The 20505-nt window shown below is 41.7% G+C and carries 22 protein-coding genes; 11 read left to right on the forward strand and 11 right to left on the reverse strand.

The window, feature by feature from the left end; genetic code table 11:
• The 3 genes from ACOCD9_RS15290 to ACOCD9_RS15300 form a co-directional block, all read right to left on the reverse strand.
• The coding region (locus ACOCD9_RS15290) for a tetratricopeptide repeat protein (RefSeq protein ID WP_419547895.1) at positions 1-1412 on the reverse strand (1412 nt) is incomplete at its 3' end.
• Between the two features lie 2 nt (positions 1413-1414).
• Complete coding sequence (locus ACOCD9_RS15295) at positions 1415-2758, reverse strand: P-loop NTPase fold protein (RefSeq protein ID WP_419547896.1); 1344 nt, start codon at positions 2756-2758, stop codon at positions 1415-1417.
• A gap of 147 nt (positions 2759-2905) precedes the next feature.
• On the reverse strand, positions 2906-3901 hold the full coding sequence (locus ACOCD9_RS15300; protein ID WP_287727400.1) for a hypothetical protein: 996 nt from the start codon (positions 3899-3901) through the stop codon (positions 2906-2908).
• A 159-nt stretch (positions 3902-4060) separates the two neighbouring features.
• On the opposite strand from ACOCD9_RS15300, the gene ACOCD9_RS15305 reads away from it, so the two are divergent.
• From ACOCD9_RS15305 to ACOCD9_RS15325, 5 genes are all read left to right on the forward strand, one after another.
• Positions 4061-4351 carry a YiaA/YiaB family inner membrane protein gene (locus tag ACOCD9_RS15305; protein WP_149978304.1) on the forward strand — a complete coding sequence of 97 codons (291 nt, stop codon included), beginning with the start codon at positions 4061-4063 and terminating at the stop codon, positions 4349-4351.
• A gap of 72 nt (positions 4352-4423) precedes the next feature.
• On the forward strand, positions 4424-5077 hold the full coding sequence (locus tag ACOCD9_RS15310) for a Coq4 family protein (RefSeq protein ID WP_419547897.1): 654 nt from the start codon (positions 4424-4426) through the stop codon (positions 5075-5077).
• Between the two features lie 387 nt (positions 5078-5464).
• Positions 5465-6604, forward strand: coding sequence for a SpoIID/LytB domain-containing protein (locus ACOCD9_RS15315; protein ID WP_287637295.1), 1140 nt, complete (start codon positions 5465-5467; stop codon positions 6602-6604).
• Positions 6605-6866: 262 nt separating this feature from the next.
• Positions 6867-7346 carry a 3-hydroxyacyl-ACP dehydratase FabZ gene (gene fabZ, locus ACOCD9_RS15320; protein WP_002734156.1) on the forward strand — a complete coding sequence of 160 codons (480 nt, stop codon included), beginning with the start codon at positions 6867-6869 and terminating at the stop codon, positions 7344-7346.
• 3 nt (positions 7347-7349) lie between these two features.
• The gene (locus tag ACOCD9_RS15325) at positions 7350-8117 is read left to right on the forward strand and encodes a tryptophan-rich sensory protein (RefSeq protein WP_287703040.1); all 768 of its coding nucleotides are present in this window, start codon (positions 7350-7352) and stop codon (positions 8115-8117) included.
• Here the strand turns inward: ACOCD9_RS15325 and ACOCD9_RS15330 are convergent.
• The 3 genes from ACOCD9_RS15330 to ACOCD9_RS15340 form a co-directional block, all read right to left on the reverse strand.
• Positions 8114-8578: a VOC family protein gene (locus ACOCD9_RS15330; protein ID WP_287703042.1), complete on the reverse strand. Its 465-nt coding sequence runs from the start codon at positions 8576-8578 to the stop codon at positions 8114-8116. The two genes, ACOCD9_RS15325 and ACOCD9_RS15330, sit on opposite strands and share 4 nt — an antisense overlap.
• Positions 8579-8686: 108 nt before the next feature.
• A complete protein-coding gene (locus tag ACOCD9_RS15335) occupies positions 8687-9505 on the reverse strand; it encodes a SirB1 family protein (protein WP_190359691.1) in 819 nt (272 codons plus the stop codon).
• Positions 9506-9583: 78 nt separating this feature from the next.
• Positions 9584-10378 (reverse strand): metallophosphoesterase family protein, encoded by a 795-nt coding sequence (locus ACOCD9_RS15340; protein WP_287703046.1) that lies wholly within the window; start codon positions 10376-10378, stop codon positions 9584-9586.
• A 364-nt stretch (positions 10379-10742) separates the two neighbouring features.
• Here ACOCD9_RS15340 and nagA point away from each other — a divergent pair, with 364 nt between their 5' ends.
• Complete coding sequence (nagA, locus tag ACOCD9_RS15345) at positions 10743-11894, forward strand: N-acetylglucosamine-6-phosphate deacetylase (RefSeq protein WP_419547898.1); 1152 nt, start codon at positions 10743-10745, stop codon at positions 11892-11894.
• On the opposite strand, the gene ACOCD9_RS15350 is transcribed toward nagA, so the two are convergent.
• The 4 genes from ACOCD9_RS15350 to ACOCD9_RS15365 form a co-directional block, all read right to left on the reverse strand.
• Positions 11850-12290, reverse strand: coding sequence for a hypothetical protein (locus tag ACOCD9_RS15350; RefSeq protein WP_287703065.1), 441 nt, complete (start codon positions 12288-12290; stop codon positions 11850-11852). The two genes, nagA and ACOCD9_RS15350, sit on opposite strands and share 45 nt — an antisense overlap.
• 161 nt (positions 12291-12451) lie before the next feature.
• The gene (locus tag ACOCD9_RS15355) at positions 12452-13465 is read right to left on the reverse strand and encodes an aldo/keto reductase (protein WP_287703050.1); all 1014 of its coding nucleotides are present in this window, start codon (positions 13463-13465) and stop codon (positions 12452-12454) included.
• Between the two features lie 221 nt (positions 13466-13686).
• Positions 13687-14004 (reverse strand): hypothetical protein, encoded by a 318-nt coding sequence (locus tag ACOCD9_RS15360; protein WP_002762345.1) that lies wholly within the window; start codon positions 14002-14004, stop codon positions 13687-13689.
• Between the two features lie 362 nt (positions 14005-14366).
• The gene (locus ACOCD9_RS15365) at positions 14367-14927 is read right to left on the reverse strand and encodes a 5-formyltetrahydrofolate cyclo-ligase (RefSeq protein WP_287703052.1); all 561 of its coding nucleotides are present in this window, start codon (positions 14925-14927) and stop codon (positions 14367-14369) included.
• A 32-nt stretch (positions 14928-14959) separates the two neighbouring features.
• Between ACOCD9_RS15365 and grxC the strand changes: the two genes are divergently transcribed.
• On the forward strand, positions 14960-15277 hold the full coding sequence (gene grxC, locus ACOCD9_RS15370; protein WP_002751734.1) for a glutaredoxin 3: 318 nt from the start codon (positions 14960-14962) through the stop codon (positions 15275-15277).
• A complete protein-coding gene (gene tadA / locus ACOCD9_RS15375) occupies positions 15262-15756 on the forward strand; it encodes a tRNA adenosine(34) deaminase TadA (protein ID WP_123229874.1) in 495 nt (164 codons plus the stop codon). Before grxC ends, tadA begins: the two co-directional genes overlap by 16 nt.
• 95 nt (positions 15757-15851) lie before the next feature.
• On the opposite strand, the gene ACOCD9_RS15380 is transcribed toward tadA, so the two are convergent.
• A complete protein-coding gene (locus ACOCD9_RS15380; RefSeq protein WP_419547899.1) occupies positions 15852-16622 on the reverse strand; it encodes a segregation/condensation protein A in 771 nt (256 codons plus the stop codon).
• Between the two features lie 51 nt (positions 16623-16673).
• Between ACOCD9_RS15380 and pdxH the strand changes: the two genes are divergently transcribed.
• From pdxH to ACOCD9_RS15395, 3 genes are all read left to right on the forward strand, one after another.
• Positions 16674-17318, forward strand: coding sequence for a pyridoxamine 5'-phosphate oxidase (gene pdxH, locus ACOCD9_RS15385; protein WP_104398377.1), 645 nt, complete (start codon positions 16674-16676; stop codon positions 17316-17318).
• A gap of 228 nt (positions 17319-17546) precedes the next feature.
• Positions 17547-17846 carry a trypco2 family protein gene (locus ACOCD9_RS15390; RefSeq protein WP_419547901.1) on the forward strand — a complete coding sequence of 100 codons (300 nt, stop codon included), beginning with the start codon at positions 17547-17549 and terminating at the stop codon, positions 17844-17846.
• Between the two features lie 118 nt (positions 17847-17964).
• Positions 17965-20505: NB-ARC domain-containing protein (locus tag ACOCD9_RS15395; RefSeq protein ID WP_419547900.1), on the forward strand; the 2541-nt coding region annotated here is incomplete at its 3' end.

The following is a 20505-nucleotide window of genomic DNA, read 5'->3' on the forward strand; positions in this document are numbered from 1 at the left end:
TCATAGGATGCGAGCGCTTCTGCAAATCTGCCTAAATCAGCTAACGCAACCCCCCGGTTGTTCCAAGCATCATGGTCATCGGGTTTAAATTCTAAAGCTCGATCGTAGGATGCGATCGCTTGTTCAAATCTGCCTAAATTACCTAACGCAATCCCTCGGTTGTACCAAGCTTGATGTAAATCGGGTTTAAATTCTAAAGCTCGATCGTAGGATGCGATCGCTTGTTCTAATCTGCCTAAATTACCTAACGCATTCCCTCGGTTGTACCAAGCTTGATGGTCATCGGGTTTAATTTCTAAAGCTTGATCGAAGGAGGCGATCGCTTTTTCAAACCTGCCTAAATTACCTAACGCAATCCCTCGGCTGTTCCAAGCATCATGGTCATCGGGTTTAATTTCTAAAGCTCGATCGTAGGATGCGATCGCTTGTTCTAATCTGCCTAAATTCCTTAACGCAATCCCTCGGTTGTACCAAGCTTGATGGTCATCGGGTTTAATTTCTAAAGCTCGATCGTAGGATGCGATCGCGTCTTCAAATCTGCCTAAATCATCTAACGCAAACCCTCGGCCGTACCAAGCATCATGGTCATCGGGTTTAATTTCTAAAGCTTTGTCGTAAGATGCGATCGCTTGTTCGTATTCTTTTCCCATTTGATGAATTAAGCCTTTTTTATGCCACAATTCAGATGTTTGAACAGGATCGAGAGATGGGGAATCGCTTAAATAGGCCTTAATTTCGGCTAACTTTTCCTGTCGTTGTTGGGGAGTAAATTGCTGATAGGTATCGAGATCGCCGTCTAAATAAACCAGTCTTATAATTTCTCTTTCCAATATGTCCTTATCCGTCGGAAATTCATAAACTCCCGAATACCAATCAAAAAAATCCGACGCACGACGAATAAAATACCGCAAGGCAAATTCCGGCAATAAGAATACTAAAGTAAAGGGAAATTGCCGCTCAAATCGCTCACGGGATAGGTTTAAATAGCCTAAAATCTTAGGAACTCCGGCCCAGGTTCCCCCATAAACCGGACTTTGACTCGACAAGAAATAGCCTTCACTTTCCGCTTCTTCGTAGCGCAGTAGTGCATTTTCTAAACCGCGCACAAAAAGAATGTTTAGATTGGTATAATTTGGTAAATCGACAATTTTCTCATACAAATTATCGGTTTCTGAATCAAGCTGCAGGACTTGAATATTTTTATTAGGTAAATCTTGACTGACTCTCCGAATAATCTCATCAGCTTGCACGGGAGAACAGCGAACAAAGAGTAAATTAAAGCCATTTTTTCGTCTCAGCGATCGCAGTAATGCTTGATAGGATTCTGCTGCTGTTAGGGGTTGCTCTTCTAGCAATCCTTCAAAATCCGATTCCTGAAAGTTAGTTAAGGGTTTTACTTTTGGGTTTGTCATTATTATACTCCTCCCGGTGTGGGTTGGCTGAGGATTGCGTCTTTAAACTCCTTAATTTCGGTAATTAAAGGATGCACATCATACCAACTTTTCAACTCTGCATCTGCATCAAAATAAGCATATTGTAAAATACAACGATTGAATAATAATTTACGATGAGCTTCATCATTTTGAATTTCGTTGGTACGATATACCTTAGCCAGAATTTTCCACTGCTCGTGTTCTACTGTTCTCTGATAGACATCTCTAGCTTGAGTTATTGCTCTTTGAGCAGCTTTTGCGGTAATAGGTAAAGCATCCACATGATCTAAAGCGGTTTGCATTAATAAAATTAGGTTTCGTACATGACCTCCAGTCATTAAACATAATCGCTCCAGAACTTCTTGACTTTCAAAAATATCTGTTTCTAGCTTTTTCTTCGGTAAAAATTGCTGCGTTCTTTTCTCAATAATAGCCTTAATTTTTGCCATACCATCAGGATTAATAGTACGATCAAGATTGCGGATCATAATCATCGGTAAAACCATCGGGTCATTATCATAAATATCCCTTAGATCATTGGCCCGATTAGAATAGGCCATTGAAATAGGTATAGTATAAATCAAATGACAATTTAACCCCTTTAATTGATTAGCCCGATCTAAAAAAATCTCATCATGATTAGTTTTATGATCTCGCCGATTTATCGGTACGATGCGATCTAAGTTATCAACAATTACCACTAATTTTGTTGAATCATCTAAGACAGTTTTGCTATTATCAATAAACTCATTTAGTGCTGTTAACAGCGTAACAGTATGAGGATTGATTTTATTTCTTATTTCTTGTCTTTGACTGGGAATTGCCCGAATCGCCGCAGATAATTTACCAAAGTATTTAATCAAGTCTCCCGTTTCTAATTTGACATCTTCCACTTTAATCTCTGTTAAAGCTAAATCAATTAAATCCTGCCAACGGGATTTTATCCAGTTTTTTAAGGGGGTTGAATTAGCCTGTTTTAGTTGTTCTAATAAATGGCGCGTACAGGCAATGAGAATATCTGTATATTGAGCATCTTCTGGATCGATATCGTCTTCATCTGCCGCAAAATAAACAACAAAACAATTTTTTTGCTCTAGATATTTTTTCAGCCGCAATAATTCCGTGGATTTCCCCCCTCCTCGATGTCCTGTGTAGAGTTGATGGGTGTAGTCTGTTGGCAGCGAACGAATAATTTTTCTGCCTAAATCTTGACAAACATCAGCATCCGCTCTCACTGCTTTTAGATCCACATAAAAGGGACTATCGGCAGGTAAAGGAACTGGTTTAAAGGCATTAGCAAGATTAGCGATCAATTGTTCAGACATAGGCGACTATAGCTTGATTGATGTCATTATTATAACAATACTTATTGACAAGATGTTATACCGAATCCGCTTTTAATATTACGACTAACTCTCGATCGAACTTCAAAAACCCAGTTATGGATTTTTCCCCCTACTCCCCACTCCCGATTAAAATTGAATTGCACTCATATCTAGGGATAAAAAGCGATCGAGTCCTAAATACATCCAATAAATAGAGTTTGGGGATTCCTGAATAGTTTTTTGAAATCCCAAGGCGGCGGCTAATTTCTCATAATCGGGATGAATAATCAAAGTATGTAAATCGCAGAGATTAGGAAAATCTAAGGTCATTCTCTGGAGAGTTTTTTGGGCATCTTGCAGGAAGATTAAACGATATTTTTCTAAATAATTAGCATCAATCATCCAACTGCGAATAAATACCGAAAGACAATTTTCATCTCCCACAGATGCCATTTTAAAAGGATCCTGTTCGTTGATCGCACTTAGATGTAAACTCTTGTTAGGAGAGGTAAAAAAATTGGCTTCCGACTCGTTTGCGGTGGGATAGAGCAGATAAAAACCGACGGGATTAAGATTATCTACCCGACGCAAAACTCGCATACCTGTGGTGTAATCTTTTGACCAACCCCGCAACAGACGAGAAATGCGATGGGGAATTGCTTCAGCATTGCGATTCATCCAGTTATAATTGCGTGTCAGCAAGTTAGCCACAGGAATCGCATCACAACGGGGATTAAATTGATCTAATTGCAATTCCACAGATGATTCCGAGCTATCAGGCTCTAAAATCCCCGTAATTGGCTTGATTTTAATTCTGGTTGTGTTGCCGTCAAAAATTTTTTCAATTAAACCAAGGGCCGCTAATTTATCTAACATCATACCCGCCGAGCGATCGCTGCCCTGATCCTGATCCTGATAAAATAAATCCGATGCTTGCCGATGGGTACATATAATGGCAGTGGTGGGAAAAATTAACTGGGATAAAGGGGGTTTTGCCTGTCCCTCCTTGGCGATCGCATAAATCCAGAGACGCAGAAAACAAGTGGCACGCACCCGGGTTAATCCCACTCTCCCCACCAAGCGCTCGATCATTTGTTCTTGTTTTTCCCAAGAATACCAAATTTTCAGGTGTTTGCTCTCCATCTTTTCGGTCCTAGATTCTGACAACGATTATACTTGATACTTCACCATACTTCACCCCACTTCACCCCAGTTCTCAACCCTCCCCCTACTAGATAGCGCTCATTGTTGTTGCACCTCTAGAAGAGACAAAATGGGTGTAGAAACATTTAGGAGACGATTATGAACGATAAAAAATACGGTACTGCTCCCAGTCATACTCAAGCGTGGATTTTTCAAACTTGGTTATCTTTTATTGTCTCTATTTCTGCCACTTCTTTAGGAGTTATTTATCTACCAGTAGATGCGTGGATTAAAGGTTATTTAGGCATGGGTTTACTATTTACCGTCGGTTCGACCATTAATTTATCAAAAACTGTCCGCGATGTCGAAGAATCTAAACGCTTAATTAATCGCATTGATGAAGCAAAGTTAGAACGGATATTGAGTCAGTACGATCCCTATAAGGAGTAGTTTTTCTCAGTTATTGGTTATCAGTTTTTTTTCGATTATTCTCACTCTTTTTTCTGACTTAGGAGAGTTTATATGCTATTCACAACTAATCTAATCAGTGTGACCAAAGGAATAATTTCTCTTTTACAAAATCCCAGTAACATTATGTCTGTATATGATATTGAAGATGGCTTAAAAGAGAGTTGGTTACAGCGATTATCTTTGCAATATGTTAAAAGCGATCGAGCTACCGCCCAAATAATTGCCCAAAGATATCTAGCCGCTAGTCCCTGTTTAGAAACCTTGCTAAAACTCCCAGAAGATTCCCTAGGTTATCATTATGCTACTCACCTAATTAGTCTCAATTTTGATCCTAATTTTTATCGGTCTATTCAGGTCAATTCCGACACAGATTATCTGCTGCTTCGCCTACGGCAAACTCACGATATCTGGCATATAGTCACGGGTTTTGGTGTCGATGGCATGGGAGAATTGCAGCTGAAAGCTTTTGAATTAAGTCAAACTCGTCGCCCTCTAGCTATTGTACTACTTTTAGGGGGATTATTGGGAGCTTTATTTTCTTCGCCACTTTCCTTACATTCTCTCTGGGAAGAGATTGTCATCGCCTATAATTTGGGCAAAAATACTCGACCTTTTTTGGCGCAAAAATGGGAACTAGCTTGGGAGAAATCCCTGCTAGTTTGGCGGCAAGAATTGGCGATTGTCCACTCGAACCTAGGAAATTAATTTTGCTGGACTACTTAAGTAAGTGGTTATAATTAAATTGAGGATGGATTTTGTCTTTGATCCCCCCTTAATCCTAGGGTTTATTCATAGTAGGGTTGATTCATGAATCAACCCTACCCTTAATCCCCCCTTAATCCCCCCTTGATAAGGGGGGAAATATGATAATTTTTAACGCCTCCCTACTTAGAATAATCGACTAAACCGAATAAATCCCGATTAATCGGACAAAATAAGACGATTTGCCCATTCAGGGGTCAGAGGAGAGAAAAATTGTCAGACCATCGGGAAAAAGTGACAGGGGAAAAATTTTTCTGGACTGGAGTAGCCAAAAAATCCCAGTCCGGGTAAAATTGATTATCGATCGATTGTGTGAGGAGTCCGACCCCCATGACCAATAAACACACAGCAAGGCTGCTGGGTAGTTACCTGCAGCGCCTGCCTGCTCATAGCTGGCTCATCCTAGTTTTTTGGGCTTTGATTATCGCTCCAGTCCAAGCTGCTGTCGAATTACGCATTGCCATCAGTAAAGGTGTTAGTGCCGTCTCCGTGGGCAGTTCCACCGATGCTGTGGTGAAAGATGGGGCCGGCAGAGTCCTAGGAGAATTGACCGCCATGAATGCCCTCAATGCTAATCCCAGAGGAAAAGCTGTGGGTTTGGCCGATTGGCAGGCCAGTCAATTGATCATCGAACCGGAGAATGATGGTTACGTCTGGATTAATGATCGCTGGTATCGAGGACGCACAAGGATCATTCGGCAAGGTTCTGGGGTGACAGCCCTAAATTTAGTCGATTTAGAGGAATATCTCTATAGTGTCGTCGGTGCGGAGGCGATTCCCTCCTGGCCGCAAGAGGCCTTAAAAGCCCAATCCGTGGCGGCGCGTACCTATGCTCTCTACCAAATGAACACTTCCGGCAATCGCATCTACGATCTTGATACTACCACCCGCACCCAAGTTTATAAGGGTCTAGAAAGCGAGTTTACTAGCACCCACGAGGCAGTTAATGCCACCGCCGGACAAATTATGAGTTTCAACGGCAAACCGATTCTAGCGGTGTTTCACTCCTCCTCCGGGGGTCATACGGAAAATGTCGAGGATGTTTGGAATTCCCCCTTACCCTACCTGCGCGGTGTCGTCGATTACGATCAAGTCGCCCCGGTATTCCAATGGTCAAAAAACTTTAGTGCCGGGGAATTAGGCCGTTTAATCGGTGGTGTCGGTCGTGTGCGATCGCTATCTCCCGAAAGAACCACTCCCCACGGACGGGTGATTAGAATGCGTATAGTGGGCGATCAAGGCTCTAAATTAATCTCTGATACCCAATTACGGCGATTCCTGGAGCTGCGTAGTACCCTATTCACGATTTCAGCTAATAACGGTACTTTTGCCATTAATGGTCGCGGTTTCGGTCATGGGATCGGTTTAAGTCAATGGGGCGCTTTTTCCCTCGCTGACCAAGGGGTGACTTATGACCGCATTCTCAGCCATTATTATCAAAATGCTCGTTTAACTGAAATGCCCAACTAAAAAGGCTGTCAGCCGTTTCCAGTCAACAGTGAACTGATAACAAGGATCGAATCTAAAACCTAATTGGTTAAGCTAAGTAGGGAGGCACAATTATTTGTAGGATGGGTTAGCGGTAGCGTAAACTATGCTGGCGTTGGGTTTCATGCTTCAACCCCACCTACGTTCATCTGATCACTGATAACTGATCACTGATAACTGATAACTGATCACTGATAACTGATTGTGAGATAATGTCTGATCTAACTTGTAATTTTTGACTTGCATGACCATCGTTACCGAAGCCTTAACCGAGTTGGAACCAGTCATAAAAACTACCTTTACCGTCGAGGAAATTCGCCAACTACTGCCCCATCGTTATCCCTTTGCCCTAGTTGATCGTATTATTGACTATGTACCAGGTAAAAAAGCCGTTGGCCTAAAAAATGTCACGATCAACGAGCCTTTTTTTCCCGGTCATATTCCCAGTCGTCCCTTGATGCCGGGGGTGTTAATTGTTGAATCCATGGCCCAAGTGGGGGGGGTGATTTTGACCCAATTACCCGGGATGAAAGGGAAATTTTTTGCCTTCGCTGGCATTGATAAAACCCGTTTTCGTCGTCCTGTGGTGCCGGGGGATCAATTAATCATGACGGTGGAATTATTATCCTTCAAGATGAATAAAATTGCTAAAATGCAAGGGGAAGCAAGAGTCGATGGGCAATTGGCCGCCCAGGGCGAAATGATGTTTTCCGTCTTTGATTGACCTATGAATTTTGATCGAGATCGTCTCCGACAAGAACTAAATTTATTTGCTATTCTAGGGGCTTTTATTACCAATATTTTCGCTAATATTTTTCCTCTCAAGGGCGAAAATATCGGGGCTATCTCGAATACAGTTTTTCAAGATGTCTTAATTGTTCCCGCTAATTATGCTTTTGCGATCTGGGGATTAATTTATCTGGGTTTAATTAGTCTGGGAATTTACCAAGCTTTGGCTTTCAATAAAACTGAACCGCGTTTGCGTCGGTTAGGCTACGAATTAGCCATCGCTAGTGCTTGTCAGATTCTCTGGGTAATTCTCTTTCAATTGCGTTTTTTTACCCTGTCTTTACTGGCAATGCTAGGCATTTTAATTCCTCTCATCCGGCTTTATCTCCGCTTAGAAATTAATCGCTTGATTGTCAATCGTAAACAGGGTTTATTAGTTAATGCTCCTATTAGTATTTATTTCGCTTGGATTAGCGTGGCCACGATTGTCAATTTCGCTTCGGTGCTAGATTGGATCGACTGGCAGCGATGGGGTCTAACTGACCAGAGCTGGACGGTAATAATCCTGCTTATCGGGGCGATAATCGCGATTTTAGTCGGTTTAACAAGAAAAGATCGGGCTTTTATCGGGGTGTTTATCTGGGCTTTTTTGGCGATCGCTGTTAAACAGATTTCTCTGCCTCTAATTGCGATAACAGCGATGATATTAGCGATTACCCTAACTTTTCTGGTTTTTCGTGGCAATTTCCGCCCTCTGAGTCGTTAAGATGCCGGATCACAGCGAATTTCGACGATAAAGCCATCGGGATCGTAGAAGTAAACCCCTCTCCCAGTCGGCCGGGTTACGGGTCCACTAGCAATAGTAATTCCCTGACTTTGTAGCACTTCTAGGGCAAAATCGAAGTATTCCGGGGCAATATCGAAGGCTAAATGGTTGGCACGGGTAAAAGCGATTTCGGGATTGTCGTCGGGAGAGTTTAAATCTGGTTCCCAAAATAGGTCAATTACTGTACCATCGGGGGTGATAAAATTGGCCACTTTTCCCTGGGCAACTAATTCTTTTAAGGTACTGGGAATTTTTTCCCCCACTAATTCCTCTAATCCTAATATTTCCCCATAAAAATGACGAGAGGCATCCATATCTTTGACGTTGAAAGCGATATGATGAACTTTTCGCAGTTGACCGATTTTGAGTTTTTTCGCAGTTACGGAAGGGCTAATAGTCATTTTAGTTAGGGTTTGCTGAAAAAGTTTGTTGGTGGGGTGTGGGGTGTGGGGTGTGGGGTGTGGGGTGTGGGGAGAACAAATAAAAATAATCTCCTGACGATGGGCAACTTAAGAGTTAATTTTTTGCAATAATTGCCGAATTGATTCCGCATCTTGGGCGTTGGGTAGGAGGGCAAGATAGAAGCCTAAATCCTGTTGCGCTTGGCTGAGTTGTCCAATTTGATAGTAAACTAAACCTCGATCGCGCAGCTCTAGGGGATGATTAGGAATGAGCAAAAGTAGTAGATCTATTGTCCGAATTGTCTGAGACCATTGTTGACGATTCAGGTAAATATATTTTAAATTAGTCAACAAACGTAATAAAATTTGCTGATTGGTAGCAATATTGAGAAAATGTTCTTCTAATTTAACTGGCTGTTGATAAACTTGACTTAATCTTTCTTGACAGTCTTGTTTAAATAGGATTTCACCACCGTGAAAGGGATCGACAAAGATTTCTACTTCCTCGAAATCGGGACGGATAATAAAATGGCCCGGCATACCAATTCCTACCATGGGAAAATCGATCTGTTTGGCAATCTCTAAATAGATAATCGAGAGAGTGAGTGGGATACCAGTGCGGCGATCAATTACGTCATTTAAGTAGCTATTGCGGGGGTCATAGTATTCTTGGGTATTACCGGTAAACTGTAAATCTTCAAACAAATATTGATTGATAATCTTGACTATTTTTAAGGGATATAATCTATCCGGTAAACGTTTTTTTACCTCGTCAGCCATTAAATTTATCCTATTTAAATAGTGATCAATCTTGAGGCGCGGATATTCAAAATTGGCTATTTGTAGGGCTGCCCGAGCTAGATTTATCTCAGAGTCAGGATGTTGAATTGTTTCGATGAAGGCTTGGTATAAGAGTTCAAGGGTCATTAGAAAAGGGTATTAATCAGATTATCAACTATTTTAACCGATGCTTCCGGTTTTATCGCTTCTCTTTTCTGATCACCATTAAAGATTCAGTGATTTAGATGAGCTTTCCCTGGAGAAGTAGCGAGAAATCTTTTCAATATCTAGATTAACCACGGCTTTTTCTAAAGGGATCGTGCGACAATTTTTATTTTGAGCCTGCACTTGATAAACTAATTGATTTGTCCAATCTAAAGCAGTTAACCAACCACTTTGGGGATGATAAACCCCAGTTTCAATGTCTAGCCAACCGTTGCCGCGAGCTAGTTGTCCCGGTTTGACATCGGGAAAGGTAAAGGTTAAAGTATGACCTGTGATAATTAGTTTATCCTTGAAATAGGGTTGGGTCATGGTATGAAATTCGTTTCTAATCCAACAAAACTGCTCTTTTGTTTGCCGTTCAAGAGGATATTCTGGGTGTACTCCCGCGTGAACTAACCAAATATCTCCTAGGTCTAAATAAGCGGGTAGAGATTGGAACCAATTGATATGCTCGGCGGGTATATTGTTATTATAACTTAGTAGTGTCGCCGCCCCGCCACTCTCGATCCAGCCGTTAAACCATTTTTCAGAAATTTCTTTTCCTGCCAGAGCTTTTAAGAGCATATATTCATGATTTCCTAGGAGACACTGATAGTTATTTTTGATGACAAAATCCACCACTTCCAAGCTCTGCTGTCCTCGATCAATTAAATCTCCTAGAAAATAAACCTCATCCTCACTATCGGGAGCAACTCGGTTTAATAGTCGCAAAAGTGCCTGAAAACTGCCATGCACATCTCCGATAATAATACGACGCGGTTCTTGAGTCTTTTTCCCTATTTTTCTAAAAAACACACACCCCTCCCTAATCACTGAGATTTCTACTCTTTTATCGCTAAAAAAGTAGTTTTTATCAAGTCTTAATTTTATTATAGGACAAAGCTTTCCTTCTGACAGTCACTCCCTCCTAAGAACTACGGCAGAAAGGCTGTAATTGTTTTGTAAAGTATTTTTGCAATCTCTGGACAGGGAGCGGTCAGGTTATGGTATTATTTTTTTATGATTAGTTTTTATATAATTGGATTTAAACATCTGTCACTAAGTGCAAAGATTCCCATTATATAAAAAGCATCTCAAAAAAATGCTCCTTTGTCAAGCATAATCAAAAAAAAAGTTTTTTTTTGAGATTATAATAAAAAAAAATTAGTTTTCTGCTTCTATGATAACCCTAATTAACGCTAGAATTCCCGCCCATCAGGATCAACAACAAATAGAGATAAATGCTGCGGGAAGGATCGAGAGAATCACGGAGATGGGGGGAAAGACAAGAGGGGAAAAGATTATCGATATGGAAGGGGATTGGCTATCGTTAGGAGGAGTAGATTTACAGATCAACGGAGGATTAGGATTAGCATTTCCCGACTTAGAAATAACAGATCTAGAAAAGTTAGATAAGATTAGCGATTATCTGGGGAATCAAGGAATTGATGGTTATCTTCCCACCTTAGTAACCACCTCCGTGGAGAAATTTCAAAAATCCCTCTCAGTAATTGCCAAATATATCGAGAAACAGCAACAGGAAAATCGAGCGAGCGCCCAGGTTTTAGGAGTACATTTAGAGGGACCATTTTTAAACTATGAAAAAAGGGGAGCGCATCCGGGACAATATCTTTTAAACCCAAGTATAGAAACAGTAGATAAAATCTTTGGGGACTACTTATCGATTGTAAAAATTATCACCCTAGCCCCCGAATTAGATAGTAGCGGTACGGTAATTAAATGCCTAAGCGATCGAGGAATTACCGTCAGTTTAGGACATTCGCAAGCAAGTCAAGAAATAGCCAAAAAAGCCTTTTTACAGGGGGCAAAAATGGTTACTCATGCCTTTAATGCCATGCCTCCTTTACACCACCGTCAACCGGGGTTATTAGGGGAAGCAATTATCAATCGCGAGGTGTATTGTGGGTTAATTGCCGATGGTCAACACATCCATCCAACCATGATAGAATTATTACTAAAAGCCAGTAATTATCATCGAGGAATTTTCTTAGTTAGTGATGCTTTAGCGCCGATCGGTTTAGAAGATGGTGTCTATCCTTGGGACGAGAGAGAAATTGAAGTTAAACAGGGAACAGCAAGACTTTTTGATGGTACTTTAGCGGGAACAACCTTACCCTTATTACAAGGAGTAGCCAATTTAGTTAACTGGGGAATATGTGATTTAGAAACAGCGATTCTTCTAGGGACAGAATCCCCCAGAAAAGCGATCGGATTAGCGGGTTTATCCGTGGGACAACCTGCCAACTTTTTGCGCTGGCAATCGGCATCAAATTGGGAAAGATTGGATTTCCGCCAGCATTTTGGCCTCTAACTGTTGAATGAGAGTATCGAGATCCACTTCGAGGCGATCAAAACATTCAGGAGGGGAAAGATCGGGTTGAAAATAAATCAATTTTACCTGACCATCACCGATAGCAACTATAGCCACTTCTTCCCTGGGATTATAGCGATAGATAATCCCAAGCATCTCTTGAATTTTGCAATTAACCTTGCGATTTAATTTCTCTAGAGCTTCCCTAGAACAACAGACAAAATGGGGCTGAGGTTTAAGATCAATGCCCAAGATTTCCTGAGCATCTTCTCCCCATTCCGAGAGTAAACCCCACATTAAACCGGCTAATTCCTGTTGATTTTCTTGCACGAATTGATCTAATTGATAGCGCCATTGATTAGCGGGATCATCGGGGATTGGTTGTTCAAATCTCATCATTAGCCTCTTTTCAGTTATCAGTCATCAGTTATCAGTTATCAGTACTTGATAAGGGGTGTGCCGATCCCCCCTGCCCCCCTTGATAAGGGGGGTGCCGATAGGCGGGGGGATCCCCCTTAATAAGGGGGGAAAGCTGACAATTTTTAACACCTACCTACTTATCGACGGTACTCATCACCGCAATCACCGATTAACTGCAATAAATCCTGGGATTTTTGCAAGACATGATCAATTTTTTGATAGTCTTGGGGGGATAATTGAAAATCGAAAATACGGGCATTTTCTTGGATATGTTCGGCAACACCCAAACGCACGCCGATAATTGCCCCGGCTACGGCTTTTTGTTCGAGAACGTAACGCACTGCCACATTAGGAATGGTGACATGATAGGAATCAGCGATCGCTTTAAGAACGGTTAATAATTCTTGGAATAATTGCCAGTTTCCCCAAGCATTGATCATGTTTTTATATTTCCGTAAACTAGCGGTATTGAGACTCATGGCATTGGGTTCGGGATGACCGAGATATTTTGCCCCTAATAAGCCTCCTGCTAGAGTACCATAGGCGAGTAGATAGATGTTATGTTCTTGGCAAAATTGCGCCATTTTGACGAGGGGACGGCGATCGATTAGGGAAAACTGGACTTGATTGGAGACTATTTTAATCCCGGCGCTGAGAATAATTTTTAAATGTTCCGTGTCGAAATTAGTCAAGGCCAGGTGTTTAATTTTGCCTTCCTGTTGTAATTCTCCTAAAAAATATAAGGCATCTAGATAATTTTTATCGCGATAATCCCACCAGTGAAACTGCAATAAATCGAGACTATCCACATCCATGCGACGTAGGGAAATAGCGATATTTTTTTCGACTATTTCCTTAGTCATTTTACCCGGACGGGGAACCCATTTAGTGAAAGCTTGCAGATTATTTAAAGCATCAATGCCCCTTTGGGCGACTAATTGACGACGAAATTCACCGATAAAATCTTCGGCTGGACCGTAATGATCGGCCAGATCCCAAGTGGTGAAACCGGCATCTAGATAGGAGAACATACTAGGGATCGCTTTTTGGGGTGCGATCGAACCATGGGCGCCTGAAACCTGCCACATTCCGTTCAAAATACGGCAAATTTCCAGATCGGCGGTAAACTGTAAGCGACGAGATTCGGACATGGGGACTTTTCAGTAAACAATAAACAGTAATCAGTGAAAAGACAGCAGAAAACTGTCATTGAATACTGCTCACTTAATATTCTATTCTCCTACTGACCACTGATCACCGATTACTGATTCAAGACAGATCGATTGTACCTGTCCAGAAAAAAGCGGCAAAGGGGAAGACTTTCGGAAAAATCTCCCCCTTTTTGGGTTTCTGCTACTCAATTTTTGCTGGTTTAATATTCCACTTCCAATCGCGCTGCGGTGACAGCATCAAAAGCGAAAGCGAGAACTATAGGCATAGGACAAGCGAGGGTGATACAGAGAATTAAAGCTGTCAAAGTCAATCCGATCGCCACTCCTAGCCAAAGTTTTTCGGCAGGGGATAGACCTTTTTGGCGCTTAATGTTTTGTAACACTTTGGTGGGAATTGGTTCTGGCATCACGGCATTGGGAGGGAATGCCCAATAATTACTGTAGCGTTCGAGAAATAGCTCTGTCCAGCCGTTTTCTTGACACCATTCTTGAATCCATGGTTCGTGAAAGTGTTTCATTGCTTCCCTGTTGACTTTTTCCGGTGATTACTATAAACATCTCCTGATGTGAATTTCATCCTAGCAAAGCTATCTTAAGGGTCGATCGGATTCAATAAAACTTAATATATGAGTAGTCGGTGGGTAAAATGTATTCTAAGATACAGTGCCAGCAAACGACCAGAACGAACCACAAAGACACAAAGGACACAAAGATCGATCGCTCCCATATAAGTTAAACCGATCGCACAAAGGGAAATAATTGTTAAGTAGCTGGTTATAATTAAATTAAAAATGGGTTTGAGGTTCGATCCCCCCTGCCCCCCTTGATAAGGGGGGTGCCGATAGGCGGGGGGATCTGAAAGTTTTTAATGCCTACCTACTTAAAAAATTTCGGTTCTCGATTCGGTACAGATTGCCTGTAATTTTTGATCCCAAGTATCGAGGGGAAGGGTATCGAGATAGGCAAAGTCAAAGACAATCCCGATCGAGGGGATAGCTTGCCATTCGGGGGAATGTAAGAGACGATCAAAATAACCCCCCCCGTAACCTAAACGATAACCTTGGCGATCGCAAGCGACGGCGGGAATTAACAGTAAGTCCACTTCGGCAGGTAAAATGAGAGGAGCGATCGCTGTTGGTTCGTAGATGCCATAACGATTTAATTCTAGGGGATCGTCGGCAGTCCAACAGTGCCAAGTCAGGCTATCTCCGTCACAACGGGGAAAACCCCAGCGATGGTGTTGACAAAATAAGGAACTTAAATCCGGCTCTTGACGATAACTGAAGTAAGCGAGAATGGTTTTAGCGTGCTGAAAGAGGGGTAAAGATTGTAAATTTTTGCAAAGTTGCTGACTATTTTCTTGCCAAATATGCTTAGGAAGCGATCGTCTTTGGACAATTAGTTGTTTGCGTAATTGGGCTTTTTTGGTAGCAGAATCCATAAAATAAAGATAAATATTTCTGTAGTCACAAGATGCTAAATCTATTTAACTCGCTTTTTGGGCGTTATAACGAGAATATCAAGGCCAATGTGGAAATTTACACCTGGGCAACTTGTCCCTACTGTATTCGAGCTAAATGGTTGCTGGGTTGGAAAGGGGTAAAATACACCGAATACAAGATTGATGGGGATGAAAGCGCTCGTCAAGCCATGGCGGAACGGTCTAACGGTAAACGCAGTGTACCACAGATTTTTATTAATAATGAACATATCGGTGGTTGTGATGATTTGTATGCTTTGGATGGTCAAAAAAAATTAGATAATTTACTGGCTAAATGTGGGACTATCTAAAGTCTATTGATGAAAAAGCCTATGAGAAACATCGGCAATGGATGCAGTTAGCTTTAAATTTAGCGGCAACTGCGGGGGATCGGGGTGATGTACCTGTGGGAGCGGTTATCGTGGATAAACAGGGACATTTAATCGCTCAAGGGGCTAATTGCAAGGAAAAACACCATGATCCCACCGCTCACGCCGAAATTCTGGCGATTCGTGCCGCTAGTCAAGTTTTAGGCAATTGGCACTTAAATGATTGTACCCTCTACGTCACCCTCGAACCCTGTCCCATGTGTGCCGGGGCAATTATTCAGGCTAGATTAGGATTATTAGTGTACGGTGCTGACGATCCCAAAACAGGAGTTATCCGCACTGTGGCTAATTTTATAGATAGTCCTTTTTCTAACCATCGTTTACCGGTAATCGCGGGAATTTTAGCCAAGGAATCGGGGGAATTATTACAAACATGGTTTGAGAAAAAAAGAAATGTTTAAAGAAGTCAGGGAGATAGGAGTCAATAAGCTGTAATGCCTCTTAGCTTAAAACCCCACACCCGACACCGCACACCCTGCCTCTAGAAAAAACTTTTTCAGCAAACCCTAATCAAACAAATAGTTAAATCCTGATAAAAATCCTCCTGTTTTAACTCCACTTTTGATTGAGAAGCCAGTAAAAGTAAAGCCCAAAAAATCGCCACCTTTTCCTGTGTTGCCGAGTGACTAGAGGGTTTTTCCGCTTGCCATAAATCTAATAAATACTCAAACTCTATCTCATTTTTCTCTAATTGAAAAAACTTTCTCTGCAAAAAAAAGTCCAGTTCCGCTGCCAATTCCGTCAGGTTTTCTTGGTGGGCTAATTCCGTGATAATTTGTACCGCTTCCCGTCGGGATTGGGGCCGGGGTTTCGGGACAACTACAGGCAGTTTCGGTAAAGCTTCAATCTCTAGGGCAATCTGTTGTAATTGAGTGATTAACTCCTGTAAAGTTACCCGTCTTTTGCGCGGTGGTGGGGCAGCAGTACGACGGCGAATATGATTTTCTAGATAACGGGGTAAAGTTCTTAATTCCCGTTCTAACTCGCTAATTTCCTCATCAATCAGACTTTCTTCTTGCTGGTCAAAAGACAATCTTTCTAGGGTATCAGCCTTAAATAAAACTAACATAGAAGCCCATAAAAAAGCCTGTCCCGATTGGGGTAAATTAGCCTGGGCCATGGCTAAATCTAGATCATTTAATAACCCCAATTCTGCCAAAAAGCGATCGATCACATCGATAACTTGCACATCCCAGGGGTCAATTTCTCCCTGTTCCGCCATTTCTAAAAGAGAGGCGATCGCATCACTGGCCGAGGTGATAGTCATGATTGTAGAATCTTGTAGGATCTCAAAGGATAAAATTTAGCAAGCAAAACCATGGACATATCGATCGCTGACCTGCGCTTGGACTACAATCTCGAAGAATTGCTAGAGTCAGAAACATCTGCCGATCCTTTCATTGTATTTAAACAATGGCTAGAACGGGCGGTATCTTCGGGAAGATTGGAACCCAACGCTATGACTTTAGCCACTATTTCCCCGGAGGGTAAACCCCGGGCCCGCATGGTACTGTTAAAAGACTTCGATCCTCGCGGTTTTGTTCTCTTTACCAACTACCAAAGCGCCAAAGGACAGGAATTAATCGCCAATCCCAATGCAGCCCTAGTGTTTTGGTGGGGAGAATTGCAACGGCAAATTAGGATCGAGGGAACTGTAGAAAAAATCAGCGAGGAGGAATCGGATAATTACTTTTTTGTCCGTCCCTGGGAATCTCGTTTAGGGGCCTGGGCCTCCAATCAAAGTGAAGTGATTTCGGGGCGGTATATCCTCGAAAAACGTCTGACAGAACTAAAAGAAGAATATGCGGGTCGTGAAGTTCCCCGTCCTCCTCATTGGGGCGGATTTCGCCTAATTCCTAGTTTAATCGAGTTCTGGCAAGGTCGTCCCAGTCGTCTCCATGATCGTCTCTGTTATTATCGTCAAGAAGATGGCAGTTGGCAAAGGCAACGTTTAGCCCCTTAGTTTAATCTTGACACCTTGTATTGGCAAAATAGCTCGATACTAATTCAATTTGTCATTTTAGTCTTGAGATAATATTAGGTCGATTTCTTTTCCCAACCCGCGCTTACCTTAGCGATCGGGTTGGGCTATTATATCAATTGGAGAAAGGCAACCCGTCCGCCCTAAAGTTTCAGAAAAACGATAGAATTGAAAGGGTTTTGGTTTGCATCCTTCAAAAATAACTAGAGAATTAATATGAATGTTGGACTTCGAGAAACCTTAGAAGCATTGCGGGTTGAACTGAGTAAATCTATTTTAGCCTCTGAGGGTGAGCAGATTCGCTTTGAAGTGGGTGAAATTGAATTAGAGGTTCAATTTGTGGTTGAGCAGTCGAAAGAAGGCAAAGGTGGGCTGAAATTTTGGGTAGTAGAAATGGGTGGGGGTGTCACCAATAAAGATACGATAACCCATAGAATTAAAATTCCCCTTAAACCCATTGGGAAAGATGGAGGACCTATCAAGACAGCAAGTGATGATAGTCCCGATTAGAATTTTATACCCCTAGGGACGCAATGCTTGCCCCCAAAGCAGTTAATTTGTAGGATGGGTTAGCGAAGCGTAACCCATCGCCATCCCAGAAGAATAGGTTACATCAATCCGATAAGTTATGCCCCAATTCCAACCCGATCGCGCTTTAGAAATTGTTGCCCCTAAGTATGGCACTGCCTATCGAATTGGGGGACGTTTACTCTTGACTTGTCGGCATCTATTTGATAATAGTAACGACTGTAAAGTACGATTTAGATCAGCATCAAACTATTCTGATAAGCAGGATATAGACGCTCAAGTAATTTGGAAAGCCCCCGATAATATCGATATAGCCTTAGTAAAATTACCAGAAACTATCGAAACTTGTGATCCTGTAGGTTTTGGGTTGTTACCTGATGCTAATACCACAAAAAAAGTTAAATTTGACTGTTTGGGCTTTCCTTTATTTTTACGGTATGCTGAAGATGAGATAAAATACGCCACAGGGTTACATATTGAGGGAACTATCGATGTGGCTAATCGTGTTCCTCATCACCGTTTGTTATTAAATATTAAAGATAGTCAAGACATACAACCCACCGATGAACAATTAGAAAGATTAGCAGAAGATCAGTCACCTTGGCAGGGAACATCGGGATCAGCAATTGTTTGTCATGGGTTAGTGATTGGGGTACAATCTAAACAGCCAATTAGAGATCGTCCGGCATCTTTAGAAGCTGAATCTTTGGCAAGAGTTTATGATAATCCCGAATGGTGTGAGATATTAGAAAACCATGATATTGATCCTGAACCTAAACCCGTTATATCCGCTTCTTTAAAATCTTCTTCCTATCGCAATCAAGCTCCTCCTAAACCGAGTTATTTTGTCGAACGTCCAGAGGTTAGTATTGAGTTAAATAAACTTTTATTGTCAGCAACAACGGAAAAAACTGGAACTTTAGTTATTAGTGCGATTTATGGCTTAGGAGGTATTGGTAAATCCACTTTAGCGGCGGCATTAGCACAAGAAAAAGAGGTTCAAGCTTTTTTTACTGATGGGATATTCTGGGCAACATTAGGACAACAACCAGATATTTTATCCTTTCTTCATGGCTGGATTCAAGCTTTAGGAGATTATAATTTTAAGCCGACGGGTATTGATGCGGCATCCTTACACTTGAGGACTTTATTGGCAGATAAAAAGGCTTTATTAGTGGTAGATGATCTCTGGAATGTAGAAGATATTGATCCTTTTAGAGTAGCAGTAAATCAATGTAAGTTATTAGTAACCACTAGGGAAGTTCCCGTTAAAGGGGCAATTCGTTATGATTTGGATGTGATGACGGAAAGCCAATCTTTAGCCTTATTAACGGGTTATTTAAAGCATGAATTAAATTTAGCAGATCAGAAACAAGCCAAAATATTAGCCAAAATTGTCGGTTATTTACCCTTAGCATTGGAGTTGACGGCGGCACAAATTGAAGATGGGATTCTTTGGGCTGAATTAATCGAAGATTTACGAGCAGAAATCGCTAATTTAGAAATTTTAGATCGCTTGGAAGCTGGAGATACTGCCAATGAAGAAAAACGAAAACATTATAGTTTAATTGCTTGCTTTAATCTCAGTTTAAAGCGGTTAAATGGGCAAAGATTGAGACAATTTAGCTGGTTAGGGGTGTTACCGGATGATGTTACCATTACCGAAAAAATGGCGGCGACTTTATGGGATTGTCAGGTTAGAGAAGCGAGACAAACTTTAAGATATTTACGGAGTAAGGCTTTATTATTAACGGGGGTTTCTAGTGAACTATTAACGAGTTATCGCGTCCATGATTTGTTACATGATTTAGCCCGAAATCTGATCCTAGCGTCTCCTCATCCTGAAACGGATTATCAATTACCGGGGTTAGGTTTGTCGATTTCTGAAGCGCATGGGCAACTTTTACAACGGTATCAAAAACAGATTAAGATATCCCCCCTAACCCCCCTTGAAAAGGGGGGAAAAGAGGTGGAAGTCCCCCTTGAAAAGGAGATATCCCCCCTAACCCCCCTTGAAAAGGGGGGAAAAGAGGTGGAAGTCCCCCTTAGTAAGGGGGATTTAGGGGGATCAAACTGGCATAGTTTAGAGGATGATGGCTATATTTATAATCAATTGCTCTGGCATTTGGAAAAAGCGGGACAGATAGCCCAGATTCATCTATTACTGAGGGAAGAAACCGCAGAAGGTCATAATGGTTGGTATAGTCAGTGTGAAAGGGAAGGGAAAACAGCAGTTTTTATTAAGGATGTTTCCCGGGCGTGGCAACTGGCGGAGGAGCATTTTATTGAGAACAAGAGTGAGTCTATGGGGTTACAGGTTCGTTATGCTTTAATCACCACTTCTCTTAATAGTTTGGCGGTGAATATTCCATCAGAATTAATTGCTTTACTGATTAAACATGAAATCTGGACACCCGCGCAGGGATTGGCTTATGTGAGACAAAATCAAGATGCTAAGAAGAAAACGGCAGGATTAAGGGAAATTAGTCCCTGTCTTCCTCCTGCTTTGTTATCAGAAGCTTTAGAAGTTGCCAGAGGGATTAGGGATGAATCCGACCGTGCATACGAATTGACCTTGTTAGCACCCCATTTACCGGTCAGTTTGTTACCCGAAGCCTTAGAAATTGCCAGAGGGATTGGG

Origin of the sequence: Microcystis sp., assembly GCF_048564745.1 — a bacterium.
In the GTDB taxonomy this organism is placed as follows: Bacteria; Cyanobacteriota; Cyanobacteriia; order Cyanobacteriales; family Microcystaceae; genus Microcystis; species Microcystis ichthyoblabe_A.

What these genes read in the sequence shown, in the direction of transcription:
- ACOCD9_RS15295 (WP_419547896.1), bottom strand. Translation starts at nt 2,758, where the DNA reads ATGTCTGAACAATTGATCGCTAATCTTGCTAATGCCTTTAAACCAGTT.
- ACOCD9_RS15300 (WP_287727400.1), bottom strand. Translation starts at nt 3,901, where the DNA reads ATGGAGAGCAAACACCTGAAAATTTGGTATTCTTGGGAAAAACAAGAA.
- ACOCD9_RS15305 (WP_149978304.1), top strand. Translation starts at nt 4,061, where the DNA reads ATGAACGATAAAAAATACGGTACTGCTCCCAGTCATACTCAAGCGTGG.
- ACOCD9_RS15310 (WP_419547897.1), top strand. Translation starts at nt 4,424, where the DNA reads ATGCTATTCACAACTAATCTAATCAGTGTGACCAAAGGAATAATTTCT.
- ACOCD9_RS15315 (WP_287637295.1), top strand. Translation starts at nt 5,465, where the DNA reads ATGACCAATAAACACACAGCAAGGCTGCTGGGTAGTTACCTGCAGCGC.
- fabZ (WP_002734156.1), top strand. Translation starts at nt 6,867, where the DNA reads ATGACCATCGTTACCGAAGCCTTAACCGAGTTGGAACCAGTCATAAAA.
- ACOCD9_RS15325 (WP_287703040.1), top strand. Translation starts at nt 7,350, where the DNA reads ATGAATTTTGATCGAGATCGTCTCCGACAAGAACTAAATTTATTTGCT.
- ACOCD9_RS15330 (WP_287703042.1), bottom strand. Translation starts at nt 8,578, where the DNA reads ATGACTATTAGCCCTTCCGTAACTGCGAAAAAACTCAAAATCGGTCAA.
- ACOCD9_RS15335 (WP_190359691.1), bottom strand. Translation starts at nt 9,505, where the DNA reads ATGACCCTTGAACTCTTATACCAAGCCTTCATCGAAACAATTCAACAT.
- nagA (WP_419547898.1), top strand. Translation starts at nt 10,743, where the DNA reads ATGATAACCCTAATTAACGCTAGAATTCCCGCCCATCAGGATCAACAA.
- ACOCD9_RS15350 (WP_287703065.1), bottom strand. Translation starts at nt 12,290, where the DNA reads ATGAGATTTGAACAACCAATCCCCGATGATCCCGCTAATCAATGGCGC.
- ACOCD9_RS15355 (WP_287703050.1), bottom strand. Translation starts at nt 13,465, where the DNA reads ATGTCCGAATCTCGTCGCTTACAGTTTACCGCCGATCTGGAAATTTGC.
- ACOCD9_RS15360 (WP_002762345.1), bottom strand. Translation starts at nt 14,004, where the DNA reads ATGAAACACTTTCACGAACCATGGATTCAAGAATGGTGTCAAGAAAAC.
- ACOCD9_RS15365 (WP_287703052.1), bottom strand. Translation starts at nt 14,927, where the DNA reads ATGGATTCTGCTACCAAAAAAGCCCAATTACGCAAACAACTAATTGTC.
- grxC (WP_002751734.1), top strand. Translation starts at nt 14,960, where the DNA reads ATGCTAAATCTATTTAACTCGCTTTTTGGGCGTTATAACGAGAATATC.
- tadA (WP_123229874.1), top strand. Translation starts at nt 15,262, where the DNA reads ATGTGGGACTATCTAAAGTCTATTGATGAAAAAGCCTATGAGAAACAT.
- ACOCD9_RS15380 (WP_419547899.1), bottom strand. Translation starts at nt 16,622, where the DNA reads ATGACTATCACCTCGGCCAGTGATGCGATCGCCTCTCTTTTAGAAATG.
- pdxH (WP_104398377.1), top strand. Translation starts at nt 16,674, where the DNA reads ATGGACATATCGATCGCTGACCTGCGCTTGGACTACAATCTCGAAGAA.